24 protein-coding genes are annotated in these 25,683 nt (G+C 46.5%); 17 read left to right on the top strand and 7 right to left on the bottom strand.

Features of this window, described 5'->3' with window-relative positions:
• Positions 1-149: 149 nt before the first annotated feature.
• The 4 genes from glgB to BN3656_RS05690 all read right to left on the bottom strand — a co-directional run bounded on the left by glgB (position 150) and on the right by BN3656_RS05690 (position 4,210).
• Positions 150-2,024: a 1,4-alpha-glucan branching protein GlgB gene (gene glgB / locus BN3656_RS05705; protein ID WP_066545321.1), complete on the bottom strand. Its 1,875-nt coding sequence runs from the start codon at positions 2,022-2,024 to the stop codon at positions 150-152.
• 94 nt (positions 2,025-2,118) lie between these two features.
• Entirely contained in the window at positions 2,119-3,459 is a 1,341-nt protein-coding gene (locus BN3656_RS05700) for an alpha-amylase family glycosyl hydrolase (RefSeq protein ID WP_066545088.1), read from the bottom strand.
• Between the two features lie 29 nt (positions 3,460-3,488).
• Positions 3,489-3,728, bottom strand: coding sequence for a YaaL family protein (locus tag BN3656_RS05695; RefSeq protein WP_066545087.1), 240 nt, complete (start codon positions 3,726-3,728; stop codon positions 3,489-3,491).
• 128 nt (positions 3,729-3,856) lie between these two features.
• Complete coding sequence (locus BN3656_RS05690) at positions 3,857-4,210, bottom strand: metalloregulator ArsR/SmtB family transcription factor (RefSeq protein WP_066545086.1); 354 nt, start codon at positions 4,208-4,210, stop codon at positions 3,857-3,859.
• A gap of 369 nt (positions 4,211-4,579) precedes the next feature.
• On the opposite strand from BN3656_RS05690, the gene BN3656_RS05685 reads away from it, so the two are divergent.
• The 12 genes from BN3656_RS05685 (at position 4,580) to BN3656_RS05635 (ending at position 15,216) form a co-directional block, all read left to right on the top strand.
• Positions 4,580-5,152 (top strand): A24 family peptidase, encoded by a 573-nt coding sequence (locus BN3656_RS05685; RefSeq protein ID WP_066545082.1) that lies wholly within the window; start codon positions 4,580-4,582, stop codon positions 5,150-5,152.
• A complete protein-coding gene (locus BN3656_RS16975) occupies positions 5,137-5,262 on the top strand; it encodes a hypothetical protein (RefSeq protein WP_278283689.1) in 126 nt (41 codons plus the stop codon). The genes BN3656_RS05685 and BN3656_RS16975 overlap by 16 nt, the downstream gene beginning before the upstream one ends.
• Positions 5,263-5,264: 2 nt before the next feature.
• Positions 5,265-6,266, top strand: a complete 1,002-nt coding sequence (locus tag BN3656_RS05680; RefSeq protein WP_066545079.1) for a hypothetical protein — start codon at positions 5,265-5,267, stop codon at positions 6,264-6,266.
• Entirely contained in the window at positions 6,259-7,461 is a 1,203-nt protein-coding gene (locus tag BN3656_RS05675) for a CpaF family protein (RefSeq protein WP_066545076.1), read from the top strand. The genes BN3656_RS05680 and BN3656_RS05675 overlap by 8 nt, the downstream gene beginning before the upstream one ends.
• 31 nt (positions 7,462-7,492) lie before the next feature.
• Positions 7,493-8,308, top strand: coding sequence for a type II secretion system F family protein (locus BN3656_RS05670; protein ID WP_337434217.1), 816 nt, complete (start codon positions 7,493-7,495; stop codon positions 8,306-8,308).
• A 12-nt stretch (positions 8,309-8,320) separates the two neighbouring features.
• Complete coding sequence (locus BN3656_RS05665; RefSeq protein ID WP_242962944.1) at positions 8,321-9,595, top strand: hypothetical protein; 1,275 nt, start codon at positions 8,321-8,323, stop codon at positions 9,593-9,595.
• A gap of 41 nt (positions 9,596-9,636) precedes the next feature.
• Positions 9,637-9,834 (top strand): Flp1 family type IVb pilin, encoded by a 198-nt coding sequence (locus BN3656_RS05660; protein WP_066545073.1) that lies wholly within the window; start codon positions 9,637-9,639, stop codon positions 9,832-9,834.
• Positions 9,834-11,771 (top strand): DUF5702 domain-containing protein, encoded by a 1,938-nt coding sequence (locus BN3656_RS05655; protein ID WP_066545071.1) that lies wholly within the window; start codon positions 9,834-9,836, stop codon positions 11,769-11,771. Before BN3656_RS05660 ends, BN3656_RS05655 begins: the two co-directional genes overlap by 1 nt.
• A 232-nt stretch (positions 11,772-12,003) precedes the next feature.
• Positions 12,004-12,864, top strand: coding sequence for a pilus assembly protein (locus BN3656_RS05650; RefSeq protein WP_066545318.1), 861 nt, complete (start codon positions 12,004-12,006; stop codon positions 12,862-12,864).
• Positions 12,864-13,367, top strand: coding sequence for a hypothetical protein (locus BN3656_RS05645; protein ID WP_066545070.1), 504 nt, complete (start codon positions 12,864-12,866; stop codon positions 13,365-13,367). Before BN3656_RS05650 ends, BN3656_RS05645 begins: the two co-directional genes overlap by 1 nt.
• Before the next feature lie 18 nt (positions 13,368-13,385).
• Entirely contained in the window at positions 13,386-13,787 is a 402-nt protein-coding gene (locus BN3656_RS05640; RefSeq protein ID WP_066545069.1) for a hypothetical protein, read from the top strand.
• Positions 13,765-15,216, top strand: a complete 1,452-nt coding sequence (locus BN3656_RS05635) for a DUF6382 domain-containing protein (RefSeq protein ID WP_066545068.1) — start codon at positions 13,765-13,767, stop codon at positions 15,214-15,216. Before BN3656_RS05640 ends, BN3656_RS05635 begins: the two co-directional genes overlap by 23 nt.
• Positions 15,217-15,224: 8 nt before the next feature.
• Here the strand turns inward: BN3656_RS05635 and BN3656_RS05630 are convergent, their stop codons facing one another.
• Positions 15,225-16,628: an alpha-glucosidase/alpha-galactosidase gene (locus tag BN3656_RS05630; protein ID WP_066545067.1), complete on the bottom strand. Its 1,404-nt coding sequence runs from the start codon at positions 16,626-16,628 to the stop codon at positions 15,225-15,227.
• Between the two features lie 195 nt (positions 16,629-16,823).
• Between BN3656_RS05630 and BN3656_RS05625 the strand changes: the two genes are divergently transcribed.
• Positions 16,824-17,786: an AraC family transcriptional regulator gene (locus tag BN3656_RS05625; RefSeq protein ID WP_066545066.1), complete on the top strand. Its 963-nt coding sequence runs from the start codon at positions 16,824-16,826 to the stop codon at positions 17,784-17,786.
• On the opposite strand, the gene BN3656_RS05620 is transcribed toward BN3656_RS05625, so the two are convergent.
• Positions 17,771-19,273 carry a response regulator gene (locus BN3656_RS05620; protein ID WP_066545064.1) on the bottom strand — a complete coding sequence of 501 codons (1,503 nt, stop codon included), beginning with the start codon at positions 19,271-19,273 and terminating at the stop codon, positions 17,771-17,773. The genes BN3656_RS05625 and BN3656_RS05620 overlap by 16 nt on opposite strands.
• Entirely contained in the window at positions 19,267-21,096 is a 1,830-nt protein-coding gene (locus tag BN3656_RS05615) for a histidine kinase (protein ID WP_066545062.1), read from the bottom strand. Before BN3656_RS05615 ends, BN3656_RS05620 begins: the two co-directional genes overlap by 7 nt.
• 228 nt (positions 21,097-21,324) lie before the next feature.
• Here BN3656_RS05615 and BN3656_RS05610 point away from each other — a divergent pair, with 228 nt between their 5' ends.
• From BN3656_RS05610 to BN3656_RS05595, 4 genes are all read left to right on the top strand, one after another.
• Complete coding sequence (locus BN3656_RS05610) at positions 21,325-22,683, top strand: extracellular solute-binding protein (protein ID WP_066545058.1); 1,359 nt, start codon at positions 21,325-21,327, stop codon at positions 22,681-22,683.
• Positions 22,684-22,785: 102 nt separating this feature from the next.
• Positions 22,786-23,676, top strand: a complete 891-nt coding sequence (locus BN3656_RS05605) for a sugar ABC transporter permease (protein ID WP_066545056.1) — start codon at positions 22,786-22,788, stop codon at positions 23,674-23,676.
• Between the two features lie 3 nt (positions 23,677-23,679).
• The gene (locus tag BN3656_RS05600; RefSeq protein WP_066545055.1) at positions 23,680-24,525 is read left to right on the top strand and encodes a carbohydrate ABC transporter permease; all 846 of its coding nucleotides are present in this window, start codon (positions 23,680-23,682) and stop codon (positions 24,523-24,525) included.
• A 102-nt stretch (positions 24,526-24,627) separates the two neighbouring features.
• Positions 24,628-25,674: a glycoside hydrolase family 88 protein gene (locus BN3656_RS05595; RefSeq protein WP_066545053.1), complete on the top strand. Its 1,047-nt coding sequence runs from the start codon at positions 24,628-24,630 to the stop codon at positions 25,672-25,674.
• Positions 25,675-25,683 lie beyond the last annotated feature (9 nt).

Genomic DNA, 25,683 nt, shown 5'->3' with positions numbered 1-25,683 from the left:
ACTCTCCTTCCACACATTATATACGGTACTGCGCCGGTTTCCCGCCGCACTGTACTTATTCTACTACAAGGGCGGTAAAAAGTACATACTAAATTTGATAAATTTTTAACGTACTTTTGGGAAATACACTGGTAACAATTCCCTTTTACTTAAAATCGGAAGATGGCCGTACCATAAGCGGGGAGAGGATAGGCCACAGAATAGGGCTTTCCATCGCATTCTCCCTTGACGGATGTGTAGGAAGGACACTGAGAAGCCTTGTAGGCACCGTGTTCATTGTCCAGTAGCAGCGTATATTTACATTTTTTAGGAACTCCTACCCGGTAGTCGGGACGGGCTACGGGTGTGAAATTTATAACAAACAACAGGTTCTTTTTGCCGGTTTCATCTCTGCGGATAAAGCTGAAAATACTTCGGTCCCCGTCGTTGGCATTTACCCATTCAAAACCGTTCCAGTCATTGTCCAGACGGTACAGACAGGGATATTTTTTATAAATGTGCAGCAGATCACGGACGTATTCCTGAAGCTTTCTGTGGCTGTCTTCATCTGCCAGATGCCAGTCCAGAGCCACCTTTTCATCCCATTCATGCCACTGGCCGAAATCCTGTCCCATAAAGAGCAGCTTTTTGCCCGGATGGCCCAGCATAAAGGTATATCCGGCTTTCAGGTTGGAAAACTTGTCTTCTCCCAGACCGGGCATTTTGTTGATCATGGAGCATTTTAAATGAACTACCTCGTCATGGGACAACACCAGGATATAATTTTCGCTGTTAAAATAAGTCAGGCTGAAAGTCATCCGGTTGTGGTTATATTTGCGGAAATAGGGATCCAGCTTCATGTACTCCAGAAAATCGTGCATCCAGCCCATGTTCCACTTAAAGGTAAAGCCCAGTCCGTCCTGCTCCGGATGCTTTGTCACATTGGGCCAGGCGGTAGATTCTTCCGCGATCATCAGTACGCCGAGATTGCGTCCCTGAACGACAGTATTTAAGTGCTTGAAAAACTCAATGGCCTCCAGATTCTGGTTTCCGCCGTAGATATTGGGTACCCACTGTCCGTCCTGGCGGCCATAGTCCAGATAGAGCATGGAAGCAACTGCATCCACTCTCAAACCATCCACATGGTACTGCTCTACCCAGTAAAGGGCATTGCTGATGAGGAAGTCCTTGACCTCGTTTTTTCCGTAATCAAAAACCTTTGTGCCCCAGTCCGGATGTTCGCCCTTGCGCGGATCTTCATATTCATAGAGGGGATGGCCGTCAAAATCAGCCAGTCCGTGGGCGTCCTTTGGAAAATGGGCAGGTACCCAGTCCAAAATGACGCCGATACCGTTTTTATGGAGATAATTTACAAAATACATGAAATCCTTTGGCGAGCCATATCGGGAGGTAGGCGCAAAATATCCGGTTACCTGATAGCCCCAGGAGCCGTCATAGGGATGTTCCGCAATTCCCATAAGCTCTACATGGGTGTATCCCATTTCCTTCACATAGGCAGCCAGCTCATGGGCGGCCTCGATATATGTATAGCAGCCATCTTTTTCCGGGCGGTTCTTTTTACGCCAGGAGCCCAGATGAACTTCATAGATGCTCATGGGCTGCTTTTCAGGGTCTTTCTGAGCCCGCTTGGTGATCCAGTCTGTATCTGCCCAGGAAAAGCCGGAGAGGTCGGCTGTTACAGAAGCGGTGCCGGGTCTGTATTCTGCGCTGAAAGCAAAGGGATCGGCCTTATAAAGGATTTTTCCCGTATCGGTAGTAATGGCAAATTTGTAGAGTTCACCTGTTTTCATACCTGGGTTAAAGTATTCCCAGATTCCCATATCAGAGATTTTTTTCATGGGATTGGCATCAGGGTTCCAGCCATTGAAGTCGCCTACCAGATGAACCTGCTCTGCATGCGGAGCCCAAACGGCAAAATAAATCCCTGATTTTCCTTTAAAAGTCATGGGATGAGCCCCCAGTTTCTGGTAAATATCATAATGAGTGCCGGCTCCGAAGAGATAGCAGTCCAGCTCCGAGATCATACCTGTTCCGGCAGGCGCTGAAGCTCTGGAAGAAGTTCCTGTTTTTTTTGCGGCAGCGGTTGGTTTTGCCGGTGTGCTTTTTCTTGCAGCCATATTACGGTTCCCCCTTGATCTTAAGAACTGCTCCGTCACAGCCCTTTAATGTAATCTGCAGTTTTCCGTCTCGAATGGGGAGGATCTCGCCATCCTCAAGAAGATTTACAGCCTGAGAGGCAGCCATGGGAACAGGAATATTTAATACAGCTTCGTTATCGTCATTGTTTAAAGCGGTAATGATCAGGCTGTGTTCACCGTGTCTGGCAAAGGCGTATTGACGGTTGGTTAAAAGCAGTTCCTGATAGCGTCCCATATGAAGCTCTTCATTCTCCTGATGAATGATACTCAGCTTTGAAATACGGTCTGTAAGGGTACAGCGGAGGGAATCAAACGCATCTGGTGAAATGGCAGGCCGCAGGGCGTCGTCGCAGGAGGGCGTCCGTTTCCCTTCGATTCCCCATTCGCCTCCGTAGTAGATGGATGGGATGCCCGGAAGGGTCATCAGGCAGGTGTATACGGGAAGCAGATGCTCCTTTGTACGAAGCTTACTGGCAATTCGATCCTCATCATGGTTGTCTACAAAGGTGTACAGACTGCGTCCGATAGCCTCCAGACGGCGTACATTGTGGGCGATTTCAAAGAAATTGTGGTCGTTAAAGCCGGAGTAAATGCTCTTGTGGAGTTCGTAGTTGGTTACAGAGTGGAGCATATGGTCATTGACCCAGCGGCCATAGTCTCCGTGGATGACTTCTCCCATGAGCCAGAAATCCTCTTTCATGGTTTTCGTTTCCCGGCGCATTTCTTCCATAAAATGGAAATCAAGTACGTTTGCGCAGTCCAGACGGATGCCGTCAATGTCAAAGGTGTCGACCCAGAACCAGATCACGTCAAAGAGATACCGGCAGACCTGGGGATTGGCATGGTTGAGACAGGGAAGTTCAAAATGTCCCTGCCAGGCCTCATAGCCGAAAGGGTCTCCCAGAGGGCTTGACCAGTCAAAGTTTACGCCCTTGTACCAGTCTTTATAGGGGGAATCCCATTTCTTTTCCTGAATGTCTTTGAAGGCAAAAAATTCCCGTCCCGTGTGGTTGAATACCCCGTCTACGACGACTCTGATCCCGTTTTCATGGCAGAGGGAAATGAAATGACGGAAGTCTTCGTTGGAGCCCAGACGGCGGTCGGTCTGTTTGTAATTTCTGGTATCATAGCCATGGCTGGTGGATTCAAAAAGGGGGCCTATGTAAATGGCATTGCAGCCCAGCGCTTTTATATGTGGAATCCATAATTCCAGCTCATCAAACCGGTCTGTCTGTTCTGTTCCGGTATTCTGCTTTGGGGCACCGGTCATACCAAGGGGATACATATGATAAAAAACTGCTTTTTCATACCAAGTGCTCATAGTTGTTGTCCTCGCAATTCTGCCGGGAGTCAAAGCTCCCGGCTTTTAAATTTTCTTAAAAGGAACTGGTAACGCAGCTGCGCTGCATTCCATTCATAAATACAGCAGTCGATCAGTGTAGGATCTACTTCCTGCTCAAAATGGTTTCTGGCCGTTTCAATGGCATGTCTGGTATCTTCAATCTCGGCCCTCAGGCGAAGAAGCTGCGGATCCTGTTTTTTAAGAGTGGCTGCTGCGGTCTGGCAAACGGCCTTCATCCAATCACTCATAGAATATTATCTCCCTGCGCGTCTGCCCAAAACGGCAGAGCGGATTTTGACGGATTTACCGGTAACACAGTCAGTATATCCGAAAAATACCATTATATGCAGGATTGGGGAATAGAACCGAAGTCTTTTTAAAGTATAAATTCTTCAATCCGGAAACCCAGTTCCATCAGCTGCCTGGTAGGCTCCCGGAGGGTGAGATAGTAGTAATTGGCAGTGCCGTCCTCGCGGACATCTACTAGTCCGGCGGCTTTCAATATTTTTAAATGATGGGAGATGGCCGGACGCGACAGGCTGGTGCGCCGGGTGATCTCGTTTACATTCATAGCGTGATCTGCAAAATCCACCGATACGCCTGGTGAATCCAGTGCCATGGCATTTTCCGTTAGGGCTTCTATGATGGAAAGCCGGACTTTATCACCAAGGGCAATGAATATAGGCATACAGGAATGAAACTGCTTCTGCAGTTCTGCCGCAGTGGTCATCCTTTGATCTCCTCCTTTGGTTTAAAATTTTAAACTAATGCTATTTTACCATTGTGATGAATGCGGGTCAAGATAAAATGGGTAAAATGCATAAAAAATAAAATGGAAAAAGTGATAAATTATTCATTAGAACGACACAATTTGATAAAATGAACAGATGAAGGGAAAAATATGGTGTAAAATGAAAATAGCCCTTGACTTTTGTCGGAGGGTGGGGCATAATGTAGTAACATTCATTTCAAAATTCTATTTTTAATTCTAATTTTGTAATTCTTATGAGAGTCCATCCCCTGTCGGGGAGAGAATTTCAGATTTTTAAGCAGATCACAGCAGAGGACAGACGCGCAAACAGAGGGGTTTCAGGGCAGTATGCGTCGTTTTTTCTGGAAGGAGGAATATAGTCTGTATTTTGTATGTAAATTTTTATATTGGCTTTTTATGGCAGCAGCTGCGGCAGGAGATATCAGGGAGTACAGGATTTCCAACCGATATCTGGGATTTGCGTTGATCGCCGGAATCAGCGGAGCGCTGACTTGGGGAGAGGGAAGTATGGCAGAACGCAGTTTGTTTGCGGCCGGTTTTGTGATCCGTCTGATTACAGTGGTGATATTGGGATTTCCCATATACCGAAGGGGGATGATCGGAGCTGGGGATGTAAAAATGGCAGCCTTGTTTACTGCATGGCTGGGGGTTCGGGATGGTCTAAAGGCCTTAACGATCGGATTTATGTTAGGAGCAGTTCTGGCTCTTCTTAAAATGCTGCGGCAGGGCAGCATGGTCAAACGATTTCTTTATTTATCAGCCTATATCAGGCACAGTTTTCAAAGCAGAATGATGGAAATATATTATGATCCCTCAAGGGACGGAAGAGAGGCGGTCATCCCGCTGGGAGCCTGCTTTTTTGTGGGAGCAGCCGCGGCAGAGATATGGCAGAGGCTGTGAACGGGGAGCCTGAGGCAGTGGGAGGAGGCGCATGGCAGAGGAGGCGTGGCATCCACAGGCCGGGTAAGGCAGAGAAGGGAAGAAAATCAGAAATACAGCAGGAGGAGTAAAGATGGTAAAAATAATGGCGGTGTATGATGAGGATGCGCTTTATGCCAGAAGGCTGGCAGAGTATGTAAACCGGAGGGAGACCATTCCTTTTACAGCGATGGCCTTTTCGAATCTGGAACGGTTAAAAGAGTACGGAGACAGCCATGAAATTGAAATTCTTTTAGTAGGAGAGACTGTAAAAGCGGCCGCAGATGAAGTGAAAGCAGGTTTAAAAATGGTGCTCTGCGGCGGAGAGTTTTCCATAGGGAAGGAGGAACCCTCTATTTATCGGTTTCAGTCGGGAGAAGGGATTTTGCGGGAGGTCATGACCTGCTACTGTACAGCTCCTCCGGAGCCTGCACTGGCTCTTTCGGGAATGGGTGCGCAGATTTTGGGTGTGTACTCTCCGGTGAACCGCTGCGGAAAAACAGCCCTTGCATTGACCTTGGCCCAGGTATTGTCCAGAACGGAATCGGTACTTTTTATCAGCCTGGAGGAATTTGCAGGATTTGAGGCTATTTTGGGAGGAGAAGTGAATCAGGATTTTTCGGATGTGCTTTATCTCTGCCGTCAGGGAAGCTTTAACTGGATGAAGCTCCGGGCCATGGTGTGCTCTGTGGGACAGGTTGACATGATCCCGCCGGCAGCTTATGGGGAAGATCTGGACCAGATGGAGCCCGAGGAATTAGCCCTTCTTTTAAGGCGTATTGCCAGGGAAAGCGGATACAGGCGGCTGGTAGTGGATATGGGCCACATGGGAAGGGGATCGGCGGCGCTGCTGGACTGCTGTGACGGGGTGTATCTGCCGGTTTTAGAGGATCCGGTATCCAGGGCCAAGCTGCAGGCATTTGACAGGTATCTGTCAGCTGCAGGCGCGGTTTCCCTTAAAGAAAAAATCTGCCGTCTCCGTCTTCCAAAGACACGGCCTTTGAGCAGCATGGAAAACTGCATGGATCAGCTTCTCTGGGGAGAGATGGGAGATTTTGTCCGGGCTCTTTTAGAGGGAGGAGGGGGAAATGACTGAAAGAAATCCAAGGGAGGGAATCCGCGAAGAGCTGCGCCAGAAGATTATGGAACAGCTTCAGGAATGCAGCCGCATGGAGGATGATGAGCTTTACGAACAGATTGACCGTGCGATCCGGGAAAAAGGGCAGGAACTATTTCTGCCTCTTAAAGAGCGGCTGTGGCTCAGGAGCAGCCTTTATGACAGTTTTCGGCGTCTGGACATCTTACAGGAGCTGTTAGATGACAGAAATGTAACAGAGATCATGGTAAATGGAGCCGGGAAGATTTTTATCGAAAGAAAAGACGGAACAGCTCTGTGGGAACGGAGATTTGAACGGCCGGAGCAGCTGGAGGATATTATCCAGCAGATCGTAGGGCGTGTAAACCGGGTGGTAAATGTGTCTTCGCCCATTGCAGATGCCCGTCTGGAGGATGGCTCCCGCGTTCATATCGTGCTGCCTCCGGTTGCGCTGGACGGCCCGGTGGTGACTATACGAAAGTTTCCGGAACCGATCACGATGGAAAAGCTGATTGGCGTTGGGGCTGTTACAGAGGAAGCGGCACAGTTTCTGGAAGGGCTGGTAGCTGCCCGGTACAATATTTTTGTCAGCGGGGGAACCAATTCAGGAAAGACGACATTTTTAAATGCCCTGTCATCCTTTATTCCCAGAACGGAGCGGGTAATTACCATTGAAGATTCGGCAGAGCTGCAGATTTCTCAGGTTCCCAATCTGGTGCGTTTAGAGACAAGGGACGCCAATACAGAGGGAAAGGGACAGATTACCATCAGCCAGTTAATCCGGGCTTCGCTGAGGATGAATCCGGATCGGATCATCGTGGGAGAGGTAAGAGGCGCCGAGGCTCTGGATATGTTGCAGGCTATGAACACAGGCCATCCGGGTTCTCTCTCAACGGGCCACAGCAATTCAGCCAGAGATATGCTGAACCGTCTGGAAACTATGGTTTTAATGGGAGCCAGACTGCCGCTGGAGGCGGTCCGAAGCCAGATCGCTTCGGCTTTGGATATTCTGGTTCATCTGGGACGGCTGGGAGACGGAAGCAGAAAGGTACTTTCCATTGTGGAGGTAAGAGGTATATCTATGGGAGAAATAGAAACAGAGGAGCTGTACAGATATGACAGAGAAACAGGGCGGCTTGAAAAGACGGGTGAACTTAAAAATAGGGAAAAGCTTGGAGATACAGGAAATTGTTAGGACAAAAGGGAAAAAATGGGAGAAAACTGCCGTGAAAACCGGGAGAAAAGGGCAGCCAGGCAGGAGGATTTCCCTGCGGGGCAGCCCGAAGCCCCGGGCTCCGGATGGAGAGGATTACCGGGTTTACCGTTTGTCTGCTAAAGAATATATGGGGCTTTCGGCAATCGGACTGGGGCTTTGCGGTCTTACTGCCTATGTGTTTTACCGGAGTTTTTTTGCCTTTATTCTCCTTATGCCTCTTGGTTTTTTGTATCCTATTTATAAAAAGAAGGATCTGAAAAAGAAAAGGCTGCGGCAGCTGACGCTGCAGTTTAAAGAGGCGATCCAGGTTTTATCTTCTTTTTTAAGCGCAGGATATTCGCTGGAAAATGGTCTTTTTATGAGCGTGCGGGAATTGGAAGCGCTGTACGGAAAAGACGCTATGATCACAGAAGAATTTGAACGTCTGGCAGCAGGGGTTCGGATGAACCGGCCGGTGGAGCAGCTTCTTGCCGAATTTGGAGAACGGAGCGGGATTCAGGATGTGGATCACTTTGCTCAGGTATTTGGAATGGCCCGCAGAAGCGGTGGGGAGCTGGTAGAGATCATCCGGCAGAGCGCGGGGGTAATCCGGGATAAGATCCAGGTTCAGGAAGAAATACAGACCATGACAGCGGCACGGATCTTTGAACAGAAAATCATGAATGGCATTCCTTTTGGAATGATTCTCTATATTGATTTCACCTCTCCGGGATTTTTTGACATTATGTATGGAACCTGGATGGGAAGACTGATTATGACCTTATGTCTGGCTTTTTATATGGGAGCAGTCATGCTGTCTGGAAAGATTCTGGATATTGAGATATAAGGGGGCAAAGAATTGAAGAAATGGAGTGGGAGAAGGGAAGGCTTCTGGAAAAGGGAAACAATGTCACGCTGGAAAAAGCAGCTGGCATGTGCGGCCGCAGGACTGTTTTTAGGTATTTTAGCCCAGTATTCAGGGGGATTTGATCCGGTTTTAAAGGACGGATACATTTTAAACAGAAATCCTTTGGGACAGGAAGAAGAGACATATCTGCTGGAAGTAAGGGGGCTGGCAGACAGCAGGGAGCCGGAGCGTCTGGAACTGATCCTTGAGGCAGAGCAATATACAGAGAAGGAGGCTGAGGCAGTTTATGAGCAGGTTATAGGGGAACTTCCGGGGTATATTTTAGGGGATAATCCTTCACTGGAAGAGGTGCGGCTGCCTTTAAAGCTTATTTCAGAGCTCCCGGAATATGGGGTAGATTTAAGCTGGCGATCCGGCTCTCCTGATCTTTTAGGATCAGACGGACAGATACATGGGGAGGGAGTGCCGGAGCAAGGGGAGCAGGCAGTGCTTTTTGTGCGGCTCACAGACGGGAACTGGCCCAGAGAATATGAAATTCCTGTAAGGATAAAACCGCCTCTTATGACGCCGGTTCAGAGGGCTGCAAAAGATCTGGAAGAGCAGATAAAAGAGATGGAGCAGGACAGTCGGTATGAAAGTGCATTTTCCCTGCCTCAGTTTCAGGAGGGGAATCGGCTGAGCTATGATATTCCGGGAGGGCTTCCGCCCATCCTTTCTCTTACGGCACTTGGTCTGGCGGGAGCGTTTTTGATAACGCTTAAGGAAACGGTGGATCTGAAAAAACAGGAGGAACGCCGCAGACAGCAGATGCTCCTTGACTATTCAGAGGTTTTATCGCGTCTTATCATTTTTCTGGGGGCAGGAATGAGTATCCGAAGTGCCTGGGAACGGATTGCTGTTGATTACCGCCGGTCGGTGGAACATGGGGTGCACCAGAAGCGGTATATATATGAAGAAATGGTTCTGACGGAGAGCCAGTTAAAAAGCGGTGTTTCTGAAAGTCAGGCATTTTATGAATTTGGAAGCCGCTGTGGCCTGCAGCCGTATATGAAGCTGGCTGCCCTTTTGGAGCAGAGCCGGAAAAACGGGGCCAGAAGCTTAAGGGAACGGCTGCGCCTGGAAATGGCAGATGCCTTTGAACAGCGCAAACATCAGGCCAGACGGCTGGGGGAGGAAGCCGGAACGAGACTTTTAATTCCCCTGTTTCTTTTGCTGGCAGTAGTAATGGTAATGATTGCCGTTCCTGCCTGGCTGGCCTTTGGATAAAGAACAGATTGATCAAATAAACGAGAAGGAGGAAAGAGCGTATGGAATTACAGAAGGACAGAGAAAATTTAAAGGACATTAGGGCGTTTGCGGCAGATGAATCCGGCGTGGGGGTGATTGAGCTGGTGCTGATACTGGTAGTCCTTATAGGCCTTGTAATCATTTTTAAGAAGCAGATCAATACATTGCTGGAAAACATTTTCAAACAGATCAACAGCAAATCCAAAGAGGTTTACTGATGAGGTACAGGGGGGAAGTGACGGTCTTTCTCACGATGATCCTGGTCAGTATCATGACGCTTCTTTTGGTAGTTGTGGAATCGGCCAGAGAGACGGGAGCCAGATTGTATCTGCAGATGGCGGCAGATTCTTCTATGGATTCGGTGATGGCGCAGTACCACAGGGGGCTGTGGGAGAATTACCGGATCCTGGGACTTGAAACAGGGGAAAAGGAAAGACTGGAACAGGAATTTGGCGATTTTTTTGCTCCTTATGCAGAGGCGGAAAACTGGTATCCGGTAACTCTTGTGGACACAGACAGGAAGGATGCAGTAATGCTTACAGAGGGACAGGGAGCCTACTTTGAGCAGGAAATCCTGGACTATATGAAGTTTGGGCTTATAGACATGATCTGGGACAGCATGGATGAAAATGGAGCCAGAGAAATGCTCAGCCAGTTTAAGGATGCAGAGGGGATAAATGTCTGTTCTGTCCGCTATGAAGGCCATACCAGAGAAGCGGTCCGTGTGGAGGCAGCGCTGGAAAAGATAAACGGGAGGCTTGAAGAACAAAGACAGAACTGGGAACAGGGAAAGCGCTGTCTGGACGATCTGGATGGAAGCGGCTTGATCCGCAGGGCAGAGAGCATGATAAAAATATTAAAAAAGCTTCCTTCTCTGGTAACGGCCTATGAAAAGAGAGCGGACCGTTTAAACGAAGCTTTGAAGGAAAGCCGGCAGGATTTTGAGTCAAGAGAGGATCTGAGCGATGGATCAAGAGAGGCTTTAAGGGAGGAATTCGCCCAGTATAAAACATATACCGAAAAGGATGGGCAGAGGCGGATGGAGATTGGGGCTTTACGGGAAAAAAGCCAGGAAAATATCCTTTTTCTGGAAAATATTATCCGGGAAGCGGAGGATGTCATGGATTATATTGACAGCTGGGAGCCGGATGATGAAGATGACGAACTGGATGAAGAAGCTCTGTGGGCCCCGGTGCGCAGTCATTTTTCACGATATCCCATGCTGAGCCTGGGAATGGAATTTGGCGTAAAGGATAAGGAAAAGGAGGGATGGCTGGAACGGATCGGCGATCTGGCGTCCAAAGGGATTTTGGAACTGGTACTTCCGGAAGGGACGGTCGTATCAGGGCGCAGTTTAAAGCTGAATGGGTTTCCTTCAAAGGAGAGAACACCAGGTAATCCAGCCGGAGAAGGGAAGCGTAACCTTGGCGTACAAACTCTTTTGGACCGCCTTCTCGTGTCTGAATACGGGATCCGTTATTTTTCTGCCTTTAAGCCAGAGCCGCCATCCTTTTACCAGCTGGAGTATATTCTGTATGGGAAGGAGAAAGACAGGGAGAATCTGGAGGCTTCTGTCCTTCGTCTGACAGCATTGCGCCAGGGGATGAATCTGGCTCATATTCTGAGGGATCCTGTTAAAAGGGAGGAAGCCCGCTCCCTTGCCATAGTGATTGCAGGAGGTACAGGGATGGCTCCGCTTGCAGCGGTATTGTCATTTTTCATTATGACGGTCTGGGCGCTGGGGGAGGCGCTGGCGGATGTGCGCTGTCTTTTGGAAGGCGGAAAGGTACCTCTTGTAAAAAGCAGTTCTCAGTGGAAGCTGGATTTACAGGGCCTTCTTGATCTGGGGGCCAAAGGCCGTCTGCCGGATGGGATAGGGAAAGGGGAGAAAGAGGAAGATGGTCTGGATCACAAAGGCTATCTTCGGCTGATGCTTTTTGGCGGATACAGTGAAGAACGGGTTTACCGTATGATGGATGTGATACAGACAGAACTCAGAACGGAACAACCGGATTTCTGCATGGCAGGTTGTACCTGCATGGTGGAAATGGAAGCGGAGTTTTGTGGAAAACCTGTGTTTTTTTCCGGCGGTCCGTGGAAAGACAGACAAAAAATACGGATGGCTGTTTCCGGCAGCTATCTGGATGATGAATAAAACAGATAATTTTTAGGAAAGGAGGCTCATGAGGATGCTCTTTTTTCGGAATCCAATACAACTTCATATAACACGCTACTCCTTACGATCAATGATCCATCAGGAACATACCTGTCAGAACCATCATTCAATGAAAATCGCACCTCTCCAAGTACGAACAGACACAGATATGCAGAACTATTTAAAAAGGATCCGAGTTTCCGAAAAGAGAGTATCCTCATGGGCCTTTCAGATGAAACGGATTCCTTGTCATATAAAGAAATATCATGCGGGCAATCGAATCCGCGGCAGTCTGACGCTGGAGGCGGCACTGGTATTTCCTTTGTTTGTGTTTCTCTGTGTCATACTTCTGATCCCTATGAGGATGATGGACCGGCAGAGACAGATTCAGGCAGCGGTAGAAACTGTGGGGGAAGAAATCAGCCAGTATGCATACAGCGCCTGGCTTTTGGGAAAGGAAAGAGAGGGGCAGATGGATGAGAGCAGGGATGAGCTGGCCCCAGATGGTATGAAAGATATTTTTGGATTTGCTGCCCAGGCAGGGATTGAAGCAATGGTTTTGGGACGGATAGATAAAAAATGGGTCAGAGATGTTTCGTTTATGAGAACAGCTATAGAAAATGACATGGTTCGTATTGTAATGACATACAGGATGCCGCTTCCATTTTCTGTATTTCGTATAGACAGCATAAAGGCAGAAGCGGTGTGTGTCAGACGTCTGTGGACCGGAGCAGAGGGAAACCGAAAGGGAAATTTGCTGCCGGGAGAGGACGAAATGGAGGAAATGGTTTATGTTGGCCGTAATTCGACACGGTATCATAGAAACAGGAACTGTCATTATCTGTTTAATGATTTAAAACAGGTGCAGGCAGGTGAGATGGATGGACTGCGTAATCAGGAGGGGAAACGGTATTATCCATGTCCATCCTGCAAAGCGGCTGATTCAAAAGGGCCTTTTTTTATCATGCCATGGGGAACAAGATATCACAGTACGGGACAGTGCGGGGCGATTCGTGCGTATGTGCAGACCGTGCCCTTAAGCGAAGTGGAGCATCTGGGGGAGTGCAGTTATTGCGGAAGGGGAAGCAAATAATGGAACAGTGGTTTGAAACAGCAATCGTAACAGCTTTCTGGACATTCACAGCTCTGGCGGCCTGGCAGGATTTAAAATGGGGTTCCATTCATATCGGAACGTTCATTGTTGGAGGAGCCACGGGGATTCTCTTGCAGGCAGGAAGATTTGCGGCTGTATCGGGTGCTTTGGGCAGCTGGAGGGCAGTTTGTACTCCGGCCTATGCTGTTTTACAGCTGCTGGGAGCGGCCTGTGTAGGGATCTTTCTTCTTTCCCTGGCCTATGTTACCCAGGAGGCCGTGGGTCTTGGGGATGGTTTTTTCTTTCTGGCTGCCGGATGTTATCTGGGGTTTATAAAGACAGTATTTCTTTTTAGTGCCAGTCTTCTGCTGTGTTTTCCTGTGAGCTCCTTTCTCATGGTTCGTCGGATATGGAAAGGAGATAAAGCAGCAGATCGGGGAAAGGAACGCCTTCCCTTTTTACCCTTTGTTCTTTTGGCAGCGGTGTTTTTACTTTTTTGGTGACAGAGGGGAGGCAGGAAAATGGAAAAGCATTTAAAGGGAAGCTTTACCGTGGAAGCAGCCGGTGTGATGGCAGTGATTTTATTTGGGATTGGTACGATCATTACAGAGGCAGGCAGAATCCATGATCAGGTATCGTGTGCAATGACCGTTCATGAGGCGGCAGAAAAGGCACGTCATGAGAAAACTGTGGATTTAGAAGAAATAGAGGCCTTTTTTCAGAAAAACAAAGGATTGAGGCTCCACATGAAGGATGACCGGCTTTCTCTGAGAGAAGAGGGGAAATGGATTCGTGCGGCAGGGCGGGCAGAAAACTGGGAAAAGGAGATCCGGCTCCGACGCTTTCGCCCGGAAACATTTCTGCGGAAGATTACATTGATAGAGAAACTGGGGGAAGAGGATGAAGATCAGCTATATCCGTGAGATGAAGCGCAGCTATCTTACCATTGAAACAGAAGATGAGGAGCAGAGGGAAAAGGGAGCCTGGGAGGCAGGAATGCTGGAACAGAACAGAATCCGGGGACTGCTTCCCATGAGAGTGCGTTATGAAGAAGGAAGGGAAATTTACTGTTACGATATCACATCCCGCCAGCCGCTGGAGCGGATATTGGAAACTCATGCAATGACAGGGGAGCAGGTCAGAAGTTTGTTCTGGCAGCTTTACCGGGCTTTGGAGGAGATGGAAAAATATCTTTTAGAGAGTGGAGGGATTCTTCTAACGCCGGAATTGATCTATGCGGAACCAGAGCGTTTTGAAATAGGGCTCTGTGCAGTTCCGGGAGGAAAGGGAGATTTTGCAGCAGAACTCAGCCATTTTCTCCAATACCTTTTAAAACATGTGGATCATAGGGACAAGGACTGTGTGGTATTGGCTTATGGTTTGTATCAGGAGAGCTTAAAGGAAAATTATGGGATTGAAGATCTGGTAAAGATTGTGGCTGAGGAGAAAACAGGCCGTCCGCCGCAGGAGGCTGGTCAAAAGGCGGAACGGATTAAGGGGATACAAAAGACCGGGGAGGATGAAGTACGGGATACTTCGGGAGCATTGCAAAAAGCAGAAGGAAGATCGAATAAAACAGCTTTGCCGCGGCAAACTTCCACGGATTTACCGCAGGAGGCTGCCGGACAGACTGAATTATGCGAAAAGAAAAGGCAGTCTGAAAAAAATATTGGAAAACAGCTTTTAAAACGTATGGCAGCCACAGCAGGCATGTTCAGCCTGATCTCTCTGGGAATCTGGTTTCTGAGAGGAATAGAAACACTTTTAAATCTCAGCTTTTATCTGGTCATAGGCGCAGCTGTGGCAGAGGTTTTTACGATTTTGGCAGTCATTTTCTGGGAAAGAAGAGAAAAGAAACCGGCGGATACAGAGAAACAGATAAAAAATACCAGGGATGAAGAGGATCCCTGGCGTATTCTGTATGAAGATGAGGAGGGGGCAGAGGAAGAAATAGAAAACAGCAGTACAGAGTCTTCTTTAAGAACAAACGCTGCTTCAATAGCTTCCCCGCCTCCGGAGGATTTCCAGACTACGGTTTTGTCCGTCCATCCGGAAGCAGAAGAGTGTCACGGCCTTACAGCCCTCCATCCGGAAATATCCTCCATAGAAATTCCCTATTATCCCTTTGTTATTGGGAAGCATAAAGAACTGGCAGATTATGTTCTCGATTATAAAACAGTCAGTCGGTTTCATCTCCGCCTTGACCGTACAGAAGACAAAATTACAGTCACTGATTTAAACTCTACGAACGGAACTACCGTAGCAGGTGTTTTGCTGGCGGCCAATGAAACCGCAGAACTGAATCCGGGAGATGAGGTACGGATTGCGGATCTGCGGTTTGTGTGGAAATAAGCCTGTTTTTACAGCTTCCAACCCTCCGGCAGGTAAGCTTTTGTATTTACAAGCATATCGTGAACCAGTTCCCGGATTTCCTGTTCGGAAGGATTTTTGCCCTTTACGATCGGATCGTTCATAAAGGCGGTTACTACCAGTTCTTCGTCACAGGTAAGGGCAGCCTTTAAGATGCGCTCATGGTTTTCTACATGAGGCATGATCAGAGCTTTCACGTCTTCAGAAAGTGCACCTGCGGCAACCGGATGAATGCTGTCTAAGTCAAAGAGCGCATTCGTTTCCACCAGGGCGTTAGCAGGCAGATTGGGGATCTGAAGGGCTGTATTGGGGATGTTTACATTGCTTACAAAACGATCCAGACCGCAAAGGGCTTTGATTAAGAGGATGCCCTCCTCACCTGTAGGCTCTAAAGTTACTTCTTCCTCAGCATTTGCCAGTCTGTGGCTTCTCTCCAGGCGCTTCTGTAAATCGTTCTTTCTCCAGTCCACGGTAGTCAGGCCGAATTTCCAGGAATGTACGGTTTCTGGATCATTCAGGTATTCGTTTCCGGGCATAAATTCAGCCAGATGGCGGTCGCCTGCGGCAGCAATGAGACCGAAACGGTTAAAGAGATCCATTTTTACCCGGTGAGCGCATTTGAAAGAAGAATTCATCCAGTTTTCACCTTCAAGTTCATAGCCATCTTCAAAGTGTTTGGAAATATAGTTTTTATATACGGGGAAAAGATCAACACCCTTATAGTTTGCTTCTGTAAACCAGGTAAAATGATTGATTCCCACTACATTTACATGAACATCGTGCCAGTCTTCAATCGTGTCACCGGTTTCTTCCTCGTAGATTCCCTTTAATACCTTCTGTGTGCCAAATACCTCATGGCAGCAGCCAAAGGCTTTGATCTCAGGGAATACATGATAAAGGGTTTTTACACACAGGGACATGGGGTTGGTGTAATTGATAACCCAGCAGTCCGGTGCGTAATCCCGGATGGCTTCTGCGATTTCTACAAACATAGGAATCGTGCGCAGAGCGCGGATCATTCCTCCGGGGCCGGCAGTATCGCCTACAGACTGATAGATGCCGAGGCGTTCGGGAAGATGAACATCGGACGCCATTTCATCAAAGGTACCTGGAAGGATGGAGATAACGGCAAAGTCACAGCCTGTCAGAACATCCTGTAAGCTGTCCTTTACTTCAAATTTCCAGTCACCCTTTGCGTCCTCCCGGCTCATAAGGTGATTTCCGATCACTGCGTTGTTTTCCGCTGCCTGACGGTCAATGTCATAAAGTCTGATGGTTCCGCTGATCTGATCGTCCAGAGCCAGATCCGTCATAAAGGTCCAGGCCCAGCCTCTGGAACCGCCTCCGATATAGGCAATTTGAATATCCGATACTTTGTTATTGCTGTAGTTCATGATCTTACCCTCCTAAAAATCTCTGTACGAATGTTTATAAGTATTTGCTGATTTATATTTTACTCAATGGATGTGGTGAATGCTAATAAAATCAGATGATTTTTTAATGTTATTATCTAATCGGCTACAAAAAGCGTAGAAAATCGGAAGAACTTGCAGTATAATAGCAGAAAAATAAAGTAGGCAGGTCAGAAGATGGGAGAAAATACAGAAAAGGATACGATCTATCTCACCTCCGAACAGTTGGGAGAGGAACCGGAAATTTTATTTCAGGAGGAGATTTCCGGTATTTTTGCAGAAGAAGCAGTGCGCAGGCACAGTTTTTCCATGGTAAGCCGTCATTTTCACCAGAGTCTGGAGCTGTATTTCCTTTTAGAAGGAGAGCGGTTTTACTTTGTAGAGCAGGATACCTATCACATGAAGGAGCAGATGGCGATTCTGGTCGATCAAAACCAGATTCATAAAACCTGTCCGGCAGGAAACGGAAAAAGTCATCACCGGTTTCTTTTGCAGCTAGAGGGAGAAGCTTTAAGCTGCCTTTTGAAACTTTGCGGTTTCCGGGGACTTTTGGAGTTTGGAGAGCAGTATCGGGGAATTACCTGTTTTTCGGACGGCGAATGGAAACAGGTGCTGGAGCAGCTGGAAAAGGTAAAAAACGAAATGAGTATGTCCCAAAGTGCACCCGGATGGTCAGATACGGAAAAGAGAACGGCGGAGGGGATGGTGCGGCTGTATACGGCTCAGCTGCTTCTGATTCTGATACGAACCAGAAGCAGGGCAGAGGCGGAAGGATGGAAGGAGCCAGGACAGACCAATATAGTTCATACGGGAATGTATCAGAAGGTTCATGAAATTGCGATTTATCTGCAGAATCATTCCGCAGGAAAACTCTGCCTAGATGATCTGGCAGCCCATTTTTTTATCAGCCGTTCCTATTTGACACGGATTTTCCGAACAGTTACAGGTTTTACAGTCAATGAATATCAAAATATCTGCCGCATTAAAAAGGCCCAGATTCTGCTCAGGGAGACGTCATTGACTATGACAGAGATAGCAATGGAAACAGGATTTGGAAGCCTTCCCTATTTTGAACGGGTATTCCGCAAGGCTACCGCTCAGACTCCTATGCAGTATAAAAAATCTCACCCTTCACCGTGAAGGCGGGCTATATAGGAACTGGGGGTCATGCCGGTTTTTTTCTTAAACAGCTGAGAAAAATACTGCGGACTGTTTCCGCAGCCCACCTGCTCTGCTATGGTCTGAATCTTATCGCTTTCGGCAGAGACAAGCAGCTGTTTGGCCCGTTCGATTCGGACATCGGTGAGATAGCTGGAAAAACGGGTGCCAGTTTCCTTTTGAAATTTTTTACTGACATAGTCTGTGTTCATAAACAGATGCTGCTCTGCAATCCGCTTTAAGGTCAGGTTGGGATCAGAGAGGTGTTCGTTTACATAGTCGCAGATCTGCTGGGTCATGGCGCTGATGGAGGAAGTCTGAGGCTTAGCCGATAAAAGCTTTCTCAGCTTTTCTGCAAGGGTAAGCTTAAGCTGCTCTAAATTCCGTTCTCTGTTTACATTTAAAAGCCATTCCGTCAGATCAATGGTGGAAAGACGGTTGTCAGAAGCTGTGATTTTCAGCAACAGGGAATTGGAAAGCTGCTTGAGAAATGACAGATCAGTTACTTCTGAAAGCAAGTTAATCAGACTGTCGGCAGACTCTGTTCGTCCAGTTTGCAAAGCCTCTGACAGCTGTTTTTCCGCTTCTTCCATAATGAAGCTGTAGTTGCAGCTGGATAGGATGCGGAAGTCATTGATATAGTAGATCATACTGAAACGTTTTACTTTATCTAAAACAGTTTCCAGAAGAGTCTGAAGATTTTTAAAGGACAAATCCTCTGTTTCAAGGGAAGGGCTGCGTCCGGGGAATTTTATGCTGGAAAAAAATTGGGACAGATCCTGATAATTTCCTGCAAATTCCTTAAAAAACAGCAGCAGCGTACAGTTGACGTAGATGCCATGTATGGTAACTTCGGGAAAATGGCTGTCAGCATAGGGTTTAAGCTGCTGTAAAAACTCCTCCAGATCCTTCTGTTCCAGAAAATAGATATAGAAAAGATGATAGGATGAAAAATAAAAATCCATATACGGATCATAGGCGCGCATAATTTCATCATAAGGACGGTTTTGGCAGATGGCATTGTTAAGGATTGTAAAAATAACATTGTGCCTTATACTGCTCATAGCGGGATAGGAGCGTTCCAGACTGCTTTTTCGGTAACAGTCCTGAGCAATTTCCTGTATGCTTTCAAGAATCTGCACTTCACTGCAGGGCTTGAGCAGATAATGGCGGACTCCATATTTCATGGCCATTTTCGCATATTCAAATTCTCCGTAACCAGAGAGGATAATGAACTGGGTGTTCAGATCTGTTTCGGAAATCCGACGAATCAGCTCTAGACCGTCCATTCCGGGCATTCTTATATCAGTCAATACAATATCCGGCGTTTCATCCAGGATTGTATCATAGGCTTCCAGACCATTTTTGCAAAGGCCTACCAGTTCAATATCATATTGCTTCCAATTGATAATTGTGGAAATGGTTTCACGTATGATGCGTTCATCATCAGTAATAATAAGTTTTAACATGAGACAGTTTCCTCCGTGCGATATGGAATAGTAATGGATGCTACGGCGCAGTCTTCCTGATTAAACAGGGACAAACCATAGTCTTCACCAAATAACAGTTTAATACGTTTGTCAATATTTAAAAGACCAATTCCGGAACGGCTGGGCTGTTTTTTATGCTGTTTAAGCAGTTCCAGGAGATCTTCATCAAAGCTTGAGCCGCTGTTCGTTACAGAGATGCGGATACAGCGCTCCCCGTTTTTTCCTGTTTTATCTGTTTCTGCAGCTAAAATGGTAATATAGCAGGTTTCAGTCATTTCTTCTAAGGCATAGTGTATGGCGTTTTCTACCAGAGGCTGCAGCGTAAGGGGAGGAATCAAGGCATTTTTCAGTCCATCGGGAACCTGTTCCCGGTAGTCCAGGCGTTCCTCAAAACGGATCTGCTGGATCGTGATATAGGACAGAATCAGATTAAGCTCATAGGACAGTGTAACAAGAGATTTTTTGTTGCTTAAAGTAGCTCTCAGAAGAGAGCCAAGGGATTCTGTCATAAGAGAAATCTCCCGATTGTTGACCGCCTTTGCCCGCCAGTTGATGGATTCCAGCGTATTGTAGAGAAAATGGGGATTGATCTGGGATTCTAAGGCTTTAATCTGTGCCTCTTTTGCAAGGATTTCATTAACATAATTTGTATTTACCAGATTTTGGATTCGTGCGGTCATACGTTCAAAACCCTGATGGAGCCGCCCGATTTCATCCTTGCGGTAGGCATATTCGGAATCGTATTTTGTACTTAAAAGCGCTGCTTCATCCCGGCTGAATTTGTCCATTTTTTTCAGCAGAATTTTAAAATGTTTTAAAATAGAGCGGATCAGGCAATAGGAAATAAAAACAATCAGGACAACGCCTGCAAACAGGATAAAAAGAATAAATGCCGCAGAGGTGTGAAGGGTATGTATGATTTCATCATAGGAAACCAGGCTGTAGTATTCCAGTCCGTAACCGGGAATCGTATTATGCACTGTAAAATAGGTATGAGAATCCAGTTTTAACGTTTGGTATTTTTCTGAAGAGGAAGAAATGATCTTGTCCGCAAGAGAATCAGAAAATTCTTCCGGCACATAGATTTTCTGGTCTTTGCTGCAAAGAATATACTGGCTGTCGGAGTATTGAGTCGCAGCAGCGTTTGCCTTGCGGATAATATTATTTAAATCTACATAAACCACCAGAGTTCCCAGATGCTTCAGAGAAAGATTATCTACCTTCCGGATTTCGCGGCTCATGAGGAGGGCATTGCTTCCGGGATCAGCGGGGATCCATACCACAGCGCCCTTTTTTTGTTCAGCCACCTCGATAGCCTCCTGAAGGCGCTCTTCGGAAAGCTTGCTTTTCCACATGGTATAAGTAGAATTATGGAAATGTTCATTTTGGATCATCAGAAAAGATGCGCCGTTGTCTTTTACAGAGGAATGATAGGTCTGAAGAGAATTGATGATGACCCGGTTGGCGTTTGTCCAGGCGGCCCGGTCATTGAGCTCTGCAATAGCAGAGAGAGAAATTTGGATTTCTGGAGCAGCAAGGATGGTAGAGGATACGTTTTCAATACTTTTCAGGCTGTCAGAAATCGTATAGGCTGAGTGGGTCAGATTGCCGGCTGTGGTCTTATAAAGAAGTTCATTGTAGGCTCCTGTGTATAGGCGTAGACCAAAGAGTGAGAGAACCATAATGAGAAATACATTATTTAACACAATAAAAAGTATCTTCTGAAATAAAGGAAGATTGTTTAATCGATACCGGATTGAACGGGCTGCAAAGGATATAAAACCGTGGGAACCATAGCTCATAAGGGATGCCTTTCCTGTAAAAGATGTGTAATTCTGTAACAGGATTTAGTATACATATAAATCAGAAGTTATGCAATCAATACAGAAAACAGGTCTGTTTTTTGAACACGAATATCGGTTTTACCTATCACGGAATCGGAAAAGGGAGGAGTATAATAAAATCAGCAGTTGAAACGAAGCTTAAAGGTGCAGACAGCGGATGCACAATAAAACAGGAGGGTATGTCTTATGAAAAAACGAAACATTGCACTGGTGATGGCAGGTCTGATGGCCGCAATGAGTCTGACTGGGTGTTCAGGAGGAGCGCAAGAAGAGGCTTCGGCTGATGGAGCAGCCAAGACAGAAGCAGCCGGTTCTGAAGCAGCGGATGGTGGTGAAAAGAGCCTGACTGTTGCATGGTGGGGCAATCAGGTCCGCAATGAAAGAACGCAGGCAGCATTAGATAAATATACAGAGCTGAATCCAGGAGTTACACTGGACGGACAGTTTTCTGAATGGGGTGATTACTGGAATAAACTGGCAACTGCATCTGCAGGAAATTCCCTTCCGGATGTAGTTCAGATGGATTATGCATATCTGGATCAGTATGCAAAGAATAACTTGCTTTTAGACCTGACTCCTTATGTGGAAGATGGTACTCTGAACCTGGATGATGCGAATGCAGATGTTTTAAATTCCGGTAAGGTAGACGGAAAGCTTTATGCCGTACCCATTGGCATTAACGCACCGGCCCTGTTGTACAACAAGGCAGTAACAGATGCAGCAGGTGTTACGATCAAGGATAATATGACTCTGGATGAGTTTATTGAGGTCTGCAAAACTGTTAAGGAAAAAACAGGCTACCGTACCAATATGGCATACGGCGTAACGCAGGAAATCGTCCAGTACATGATTCGTGCAAACGGTCATTCTATGTATGGTGAAGGCAAATTAAATGTGGAAAGCGCAGATGAATTTGTACCCATTTTTAAGGTATTTGAGGATGGCGTAAAGGAAGGCTGGCATGTAGATCCGAGCATCTACGCTGAGATTACCCCAGGCTCTGTAGAACAGGATCCTTTCGTATATGGTGCAAGTGAAGATTCCAGATCCTGGTGTGTATTCTGCTGGTCTAATCAGATTGGGGCATATGAGAACTGCAAGCCGGAGGATATGCCTGAAATCGGCATTACTACCTGGCCTTCTGCTGATCCGGCTAAATCGGATTTCCTGAAGCCTGCTCAGTTTTTCTCTGTATCTGCCAATGCAGCAAATCCGGAGGAAGCAGTAAAGATTATCGACTACTGGATCAACAGTATGGATGCAAACAATATTCTTTTGGCAGAACGCGGAGTGCCGCTGTCTGAGAAGGTAGCTGCCGAACTGTCTCCAAGCCTTGATCCTGCGATTCAGGAAAGTATTAAGTTTATCAATGAGGTTGTATCACCTGCTTCTTCACAGATTGATCCTCCAATGCCAAACGGCTCCAGCGAGGTTACAGAGCTTTTGCTGCAGTTAGAGGAGAAGGTGGCATATGGCCAGATGACATCAGAGGAGGCAGCACAGGAGCTGTTTACTAAAGGAAATGAGATTATGGCTTCCAAATAATAAATTTCATTTTCAGAAATAGAAATAAAACAGGTTTCTTAGGGTTCTGCCTGCTGCGGTTATAAACGTATGCAGGCAGAAGTTTTTAGAGGAGGAAATAGGATGAATCCATTCAAAAAAGCCTTAAGCAAAGAAAGTACGGCAGGTATTATTTTCACCCTTCCATTTACCATTGGATTTTTGCTGTTTATGATCGTACCAATGGGAATATCCCTTTACTACTCATTCTGCAAATATGATATTCTTTCTCCGCCTGTATTTACAGGACTGGATAATTTTGTGAAGATGTTTCAGGATGAGACCTTTTATAAAGCAATCGGCGTTACCTTTTATTTTGCACTGGTATCTGTGCCTTTAAGACTGGTCTTTGCGCTGATCGTAGCAATGCTGCTGTTAAAAAATTCAAAGATGAGCGGCTTTTATCGTGCAGCCTACTACCTTCCATCTATTATCGGAGGTTCCGTAGCTGTGGCGATTCTGTGGAAGAGAATGTTTGCTACGGATGGTGTAGTTAACCGTCTGCTGGGCGCTGTAGGAATTGAAACTACCTTTGCATGGCTGGGAAATACAAAAACTGCCATCTGGGTTTTGATTCTTTTGGCTGTATGGCAGTTTGGATCCTCCATGCTGATTTTTTTATCTGCGTTAAAGCAGATTTCAAAGGAGCTTTATGAGGCGGCAGAGGTAGATGGAGCCAATGGAATCCAGAAGTTTTTCAGGATTACCCTTCCTCTTCTTACTCCTACCATTTTCTTTAATCTGGTGATGCAGATGATCAATGGATTTCTGGCATTTACTCAGAGCTACATTATCACCCAGGGAAAGCCCATGAATTCCACGCTGTTTTACACCGTTTATATGTATCAGCAATCCTTTGAGTTTTACAATACCGGCTACGGTGCTGCTTTAGCCTGGGTAATGCTTGCTATTATCGGAGCTATTACACTGCTGCTGTTTGCAACCAAAAAATTCTGGGTATATGAGGAGGGTTAAGCAATGAAAGAGAAAAGAGCAGTCAAAGCGGTTATCTATCATATACTGGTATTTGCTGTTGGCCTGGTTATGATTTATCCTCTGATCTGGATGGTAATGAGCTCCTTTAAACCAACCAATACCATTTTTCAGACAGCAGGAAGCCTGATTCCGGAAACATTTACCTTTGAAAATTATATAAATGGCTGGAAAGGCTTTGCGAAGGTAACATTCGCCACATTTTTTAAAAATTCCCTGTTTATTTCAGTAGTGGCTACCATTGGAACAGTGATCTCTTCTGCCATCGTTGCTTACGGATTTGCCAGATTTAAGTTTAAGGGGAAAAAGCTTCTGTTTTCCGCCATGCTTTTATCCATGATGCTTCCGGCCCAGGTTCTTATGATCCCTCAGTATCTGTGGTATCAGAAACTTAACTGGGTGGGCAGCTATATGCCGCTGATCGTTCCTTATTTCTTTGCTATCCAGGGCTTTTTCGTATACCTGATTTCTAACTTTATTTCAGGAATCCCAAGAGATCTGGATGAGGCCGCAAAGATTGACGGCTGTTCTTATGTATCTATTTTTACAAAGATCATCCTGCCTCTGATTAAACCGGCTCTTGTTACAGCTGGGATTTTCTCCTTTATGTGGAGATGGGATGATTTCCTTTCCGCACTGCTTTATGTAAATAAGTCAGCCAAGTATCCGGTGAGTTTGGCATTAAAACTGTTCTGCGATCCCGGCTCATCCTCCGACTATGGTGCCATGTTTGCCATGGCCTCTCTTTCTATTCTTCCTTCCGTTCTGATTTTTATTTTCTTCCAGAGATATCTGGTAGAGGGAATCAGCACATCTGGACTAAAGGGATGATAAAAGAGCAATATAGTGATAGAAAAAGAGAAAATACCGTATTAAAATGGACAAAAACCGAGGTATAGACACAAAATTGCCCGGTACAGAAAGGAAAGGAAAATGAAACTGAACTATGATAAAGCTCAGCTTGAGGCGGTTGTAGACAAAGTGGCAGAGCGCACCATGAACATGGATATGACCTGGGACTGGCCCTGCGGTGTAGCTTATTACGGCATAACGGAGGCCTATGAAGCGACAGGAAATAAGAAGTACCTTGATATGGTAAAAGAGAGGGTAGATGAGCTGATCAGCCTAGGGCTTCCGGACTTTACGGTAAATACCTGCGCCATGGGTCATGTGCTTCTGACGCTCTATAAGGAAACGGGTGATGAGACTTATAAAAAGATCATAGACGATAAGCTGGATTACCTCACAAACCATGCTCTGCGCTTTGGGGATCATGTTCTTCAGCACACAGTATCTGCAAATAATGATTTTCCGGAGCAGTGCTGGGCAGATACCCTGTTTATGGCTGCATTTTTCATGCTGCGGGCAGGCGTTATGTTTGAACATCCAGAACTGGTGGAGGATGCTTTAAACCAGTGGTACTGGCATATCCAGTATCTGCAGAATGAGCGCACCGGCCTCTGGTATCATGGATATGACAATATTGCAAAGGATCACATGAGCGGATTTTACTGGGGAAGAGCCAACTGCTGGGCTGCTTTTACCATGTCTCAGGTGGCTCATATCCTTCCTCAGTGCTATCTCTATCCAAAGTATCTGGAAATAGTAGGAAGTTTAAATGAACAGCTGGCTGTTTTAAAGACGCTGCAGACGGAAAATGGCCTCTGGAGAACCATTCTGGATGATCCGGAGTCCTATGAGGAGGTTTCTGCCTCTGCCGGAATCGCAGCAGCTATGGTGTTAAAGGGAAATTCTCTTCATATTAAATATATTAACAAAGCCATCACAGGAATTTTGGAAAATATTTCTGAGGATGGAAAGGTAATGAATGTATCCGGCGGAACAGCAGTGATGAAGGACAGAGAGGGATACCGGAGCATTTCCAAACGCTGGATCCAGGGATGGGGCCAGGGAATGGCGCTGGCATTCTTCGGTACGGTCCTTAATTATGAAAAATTTACAGGCGACGGAGCGCTGTAGGAGGGAGAG

Source organism: Clostridium sp. AT4, from assembly GCF_001517625.2.
GTDB lineage: Bacteria > Bacillota > Clostridia > Lachnospirales > Lachnospiraceae > Enterocloster.
Note: the sequence above shows the minus strand (reverse complement) of the source record. Positions and strands in the feature narration are given on the sequence as shown.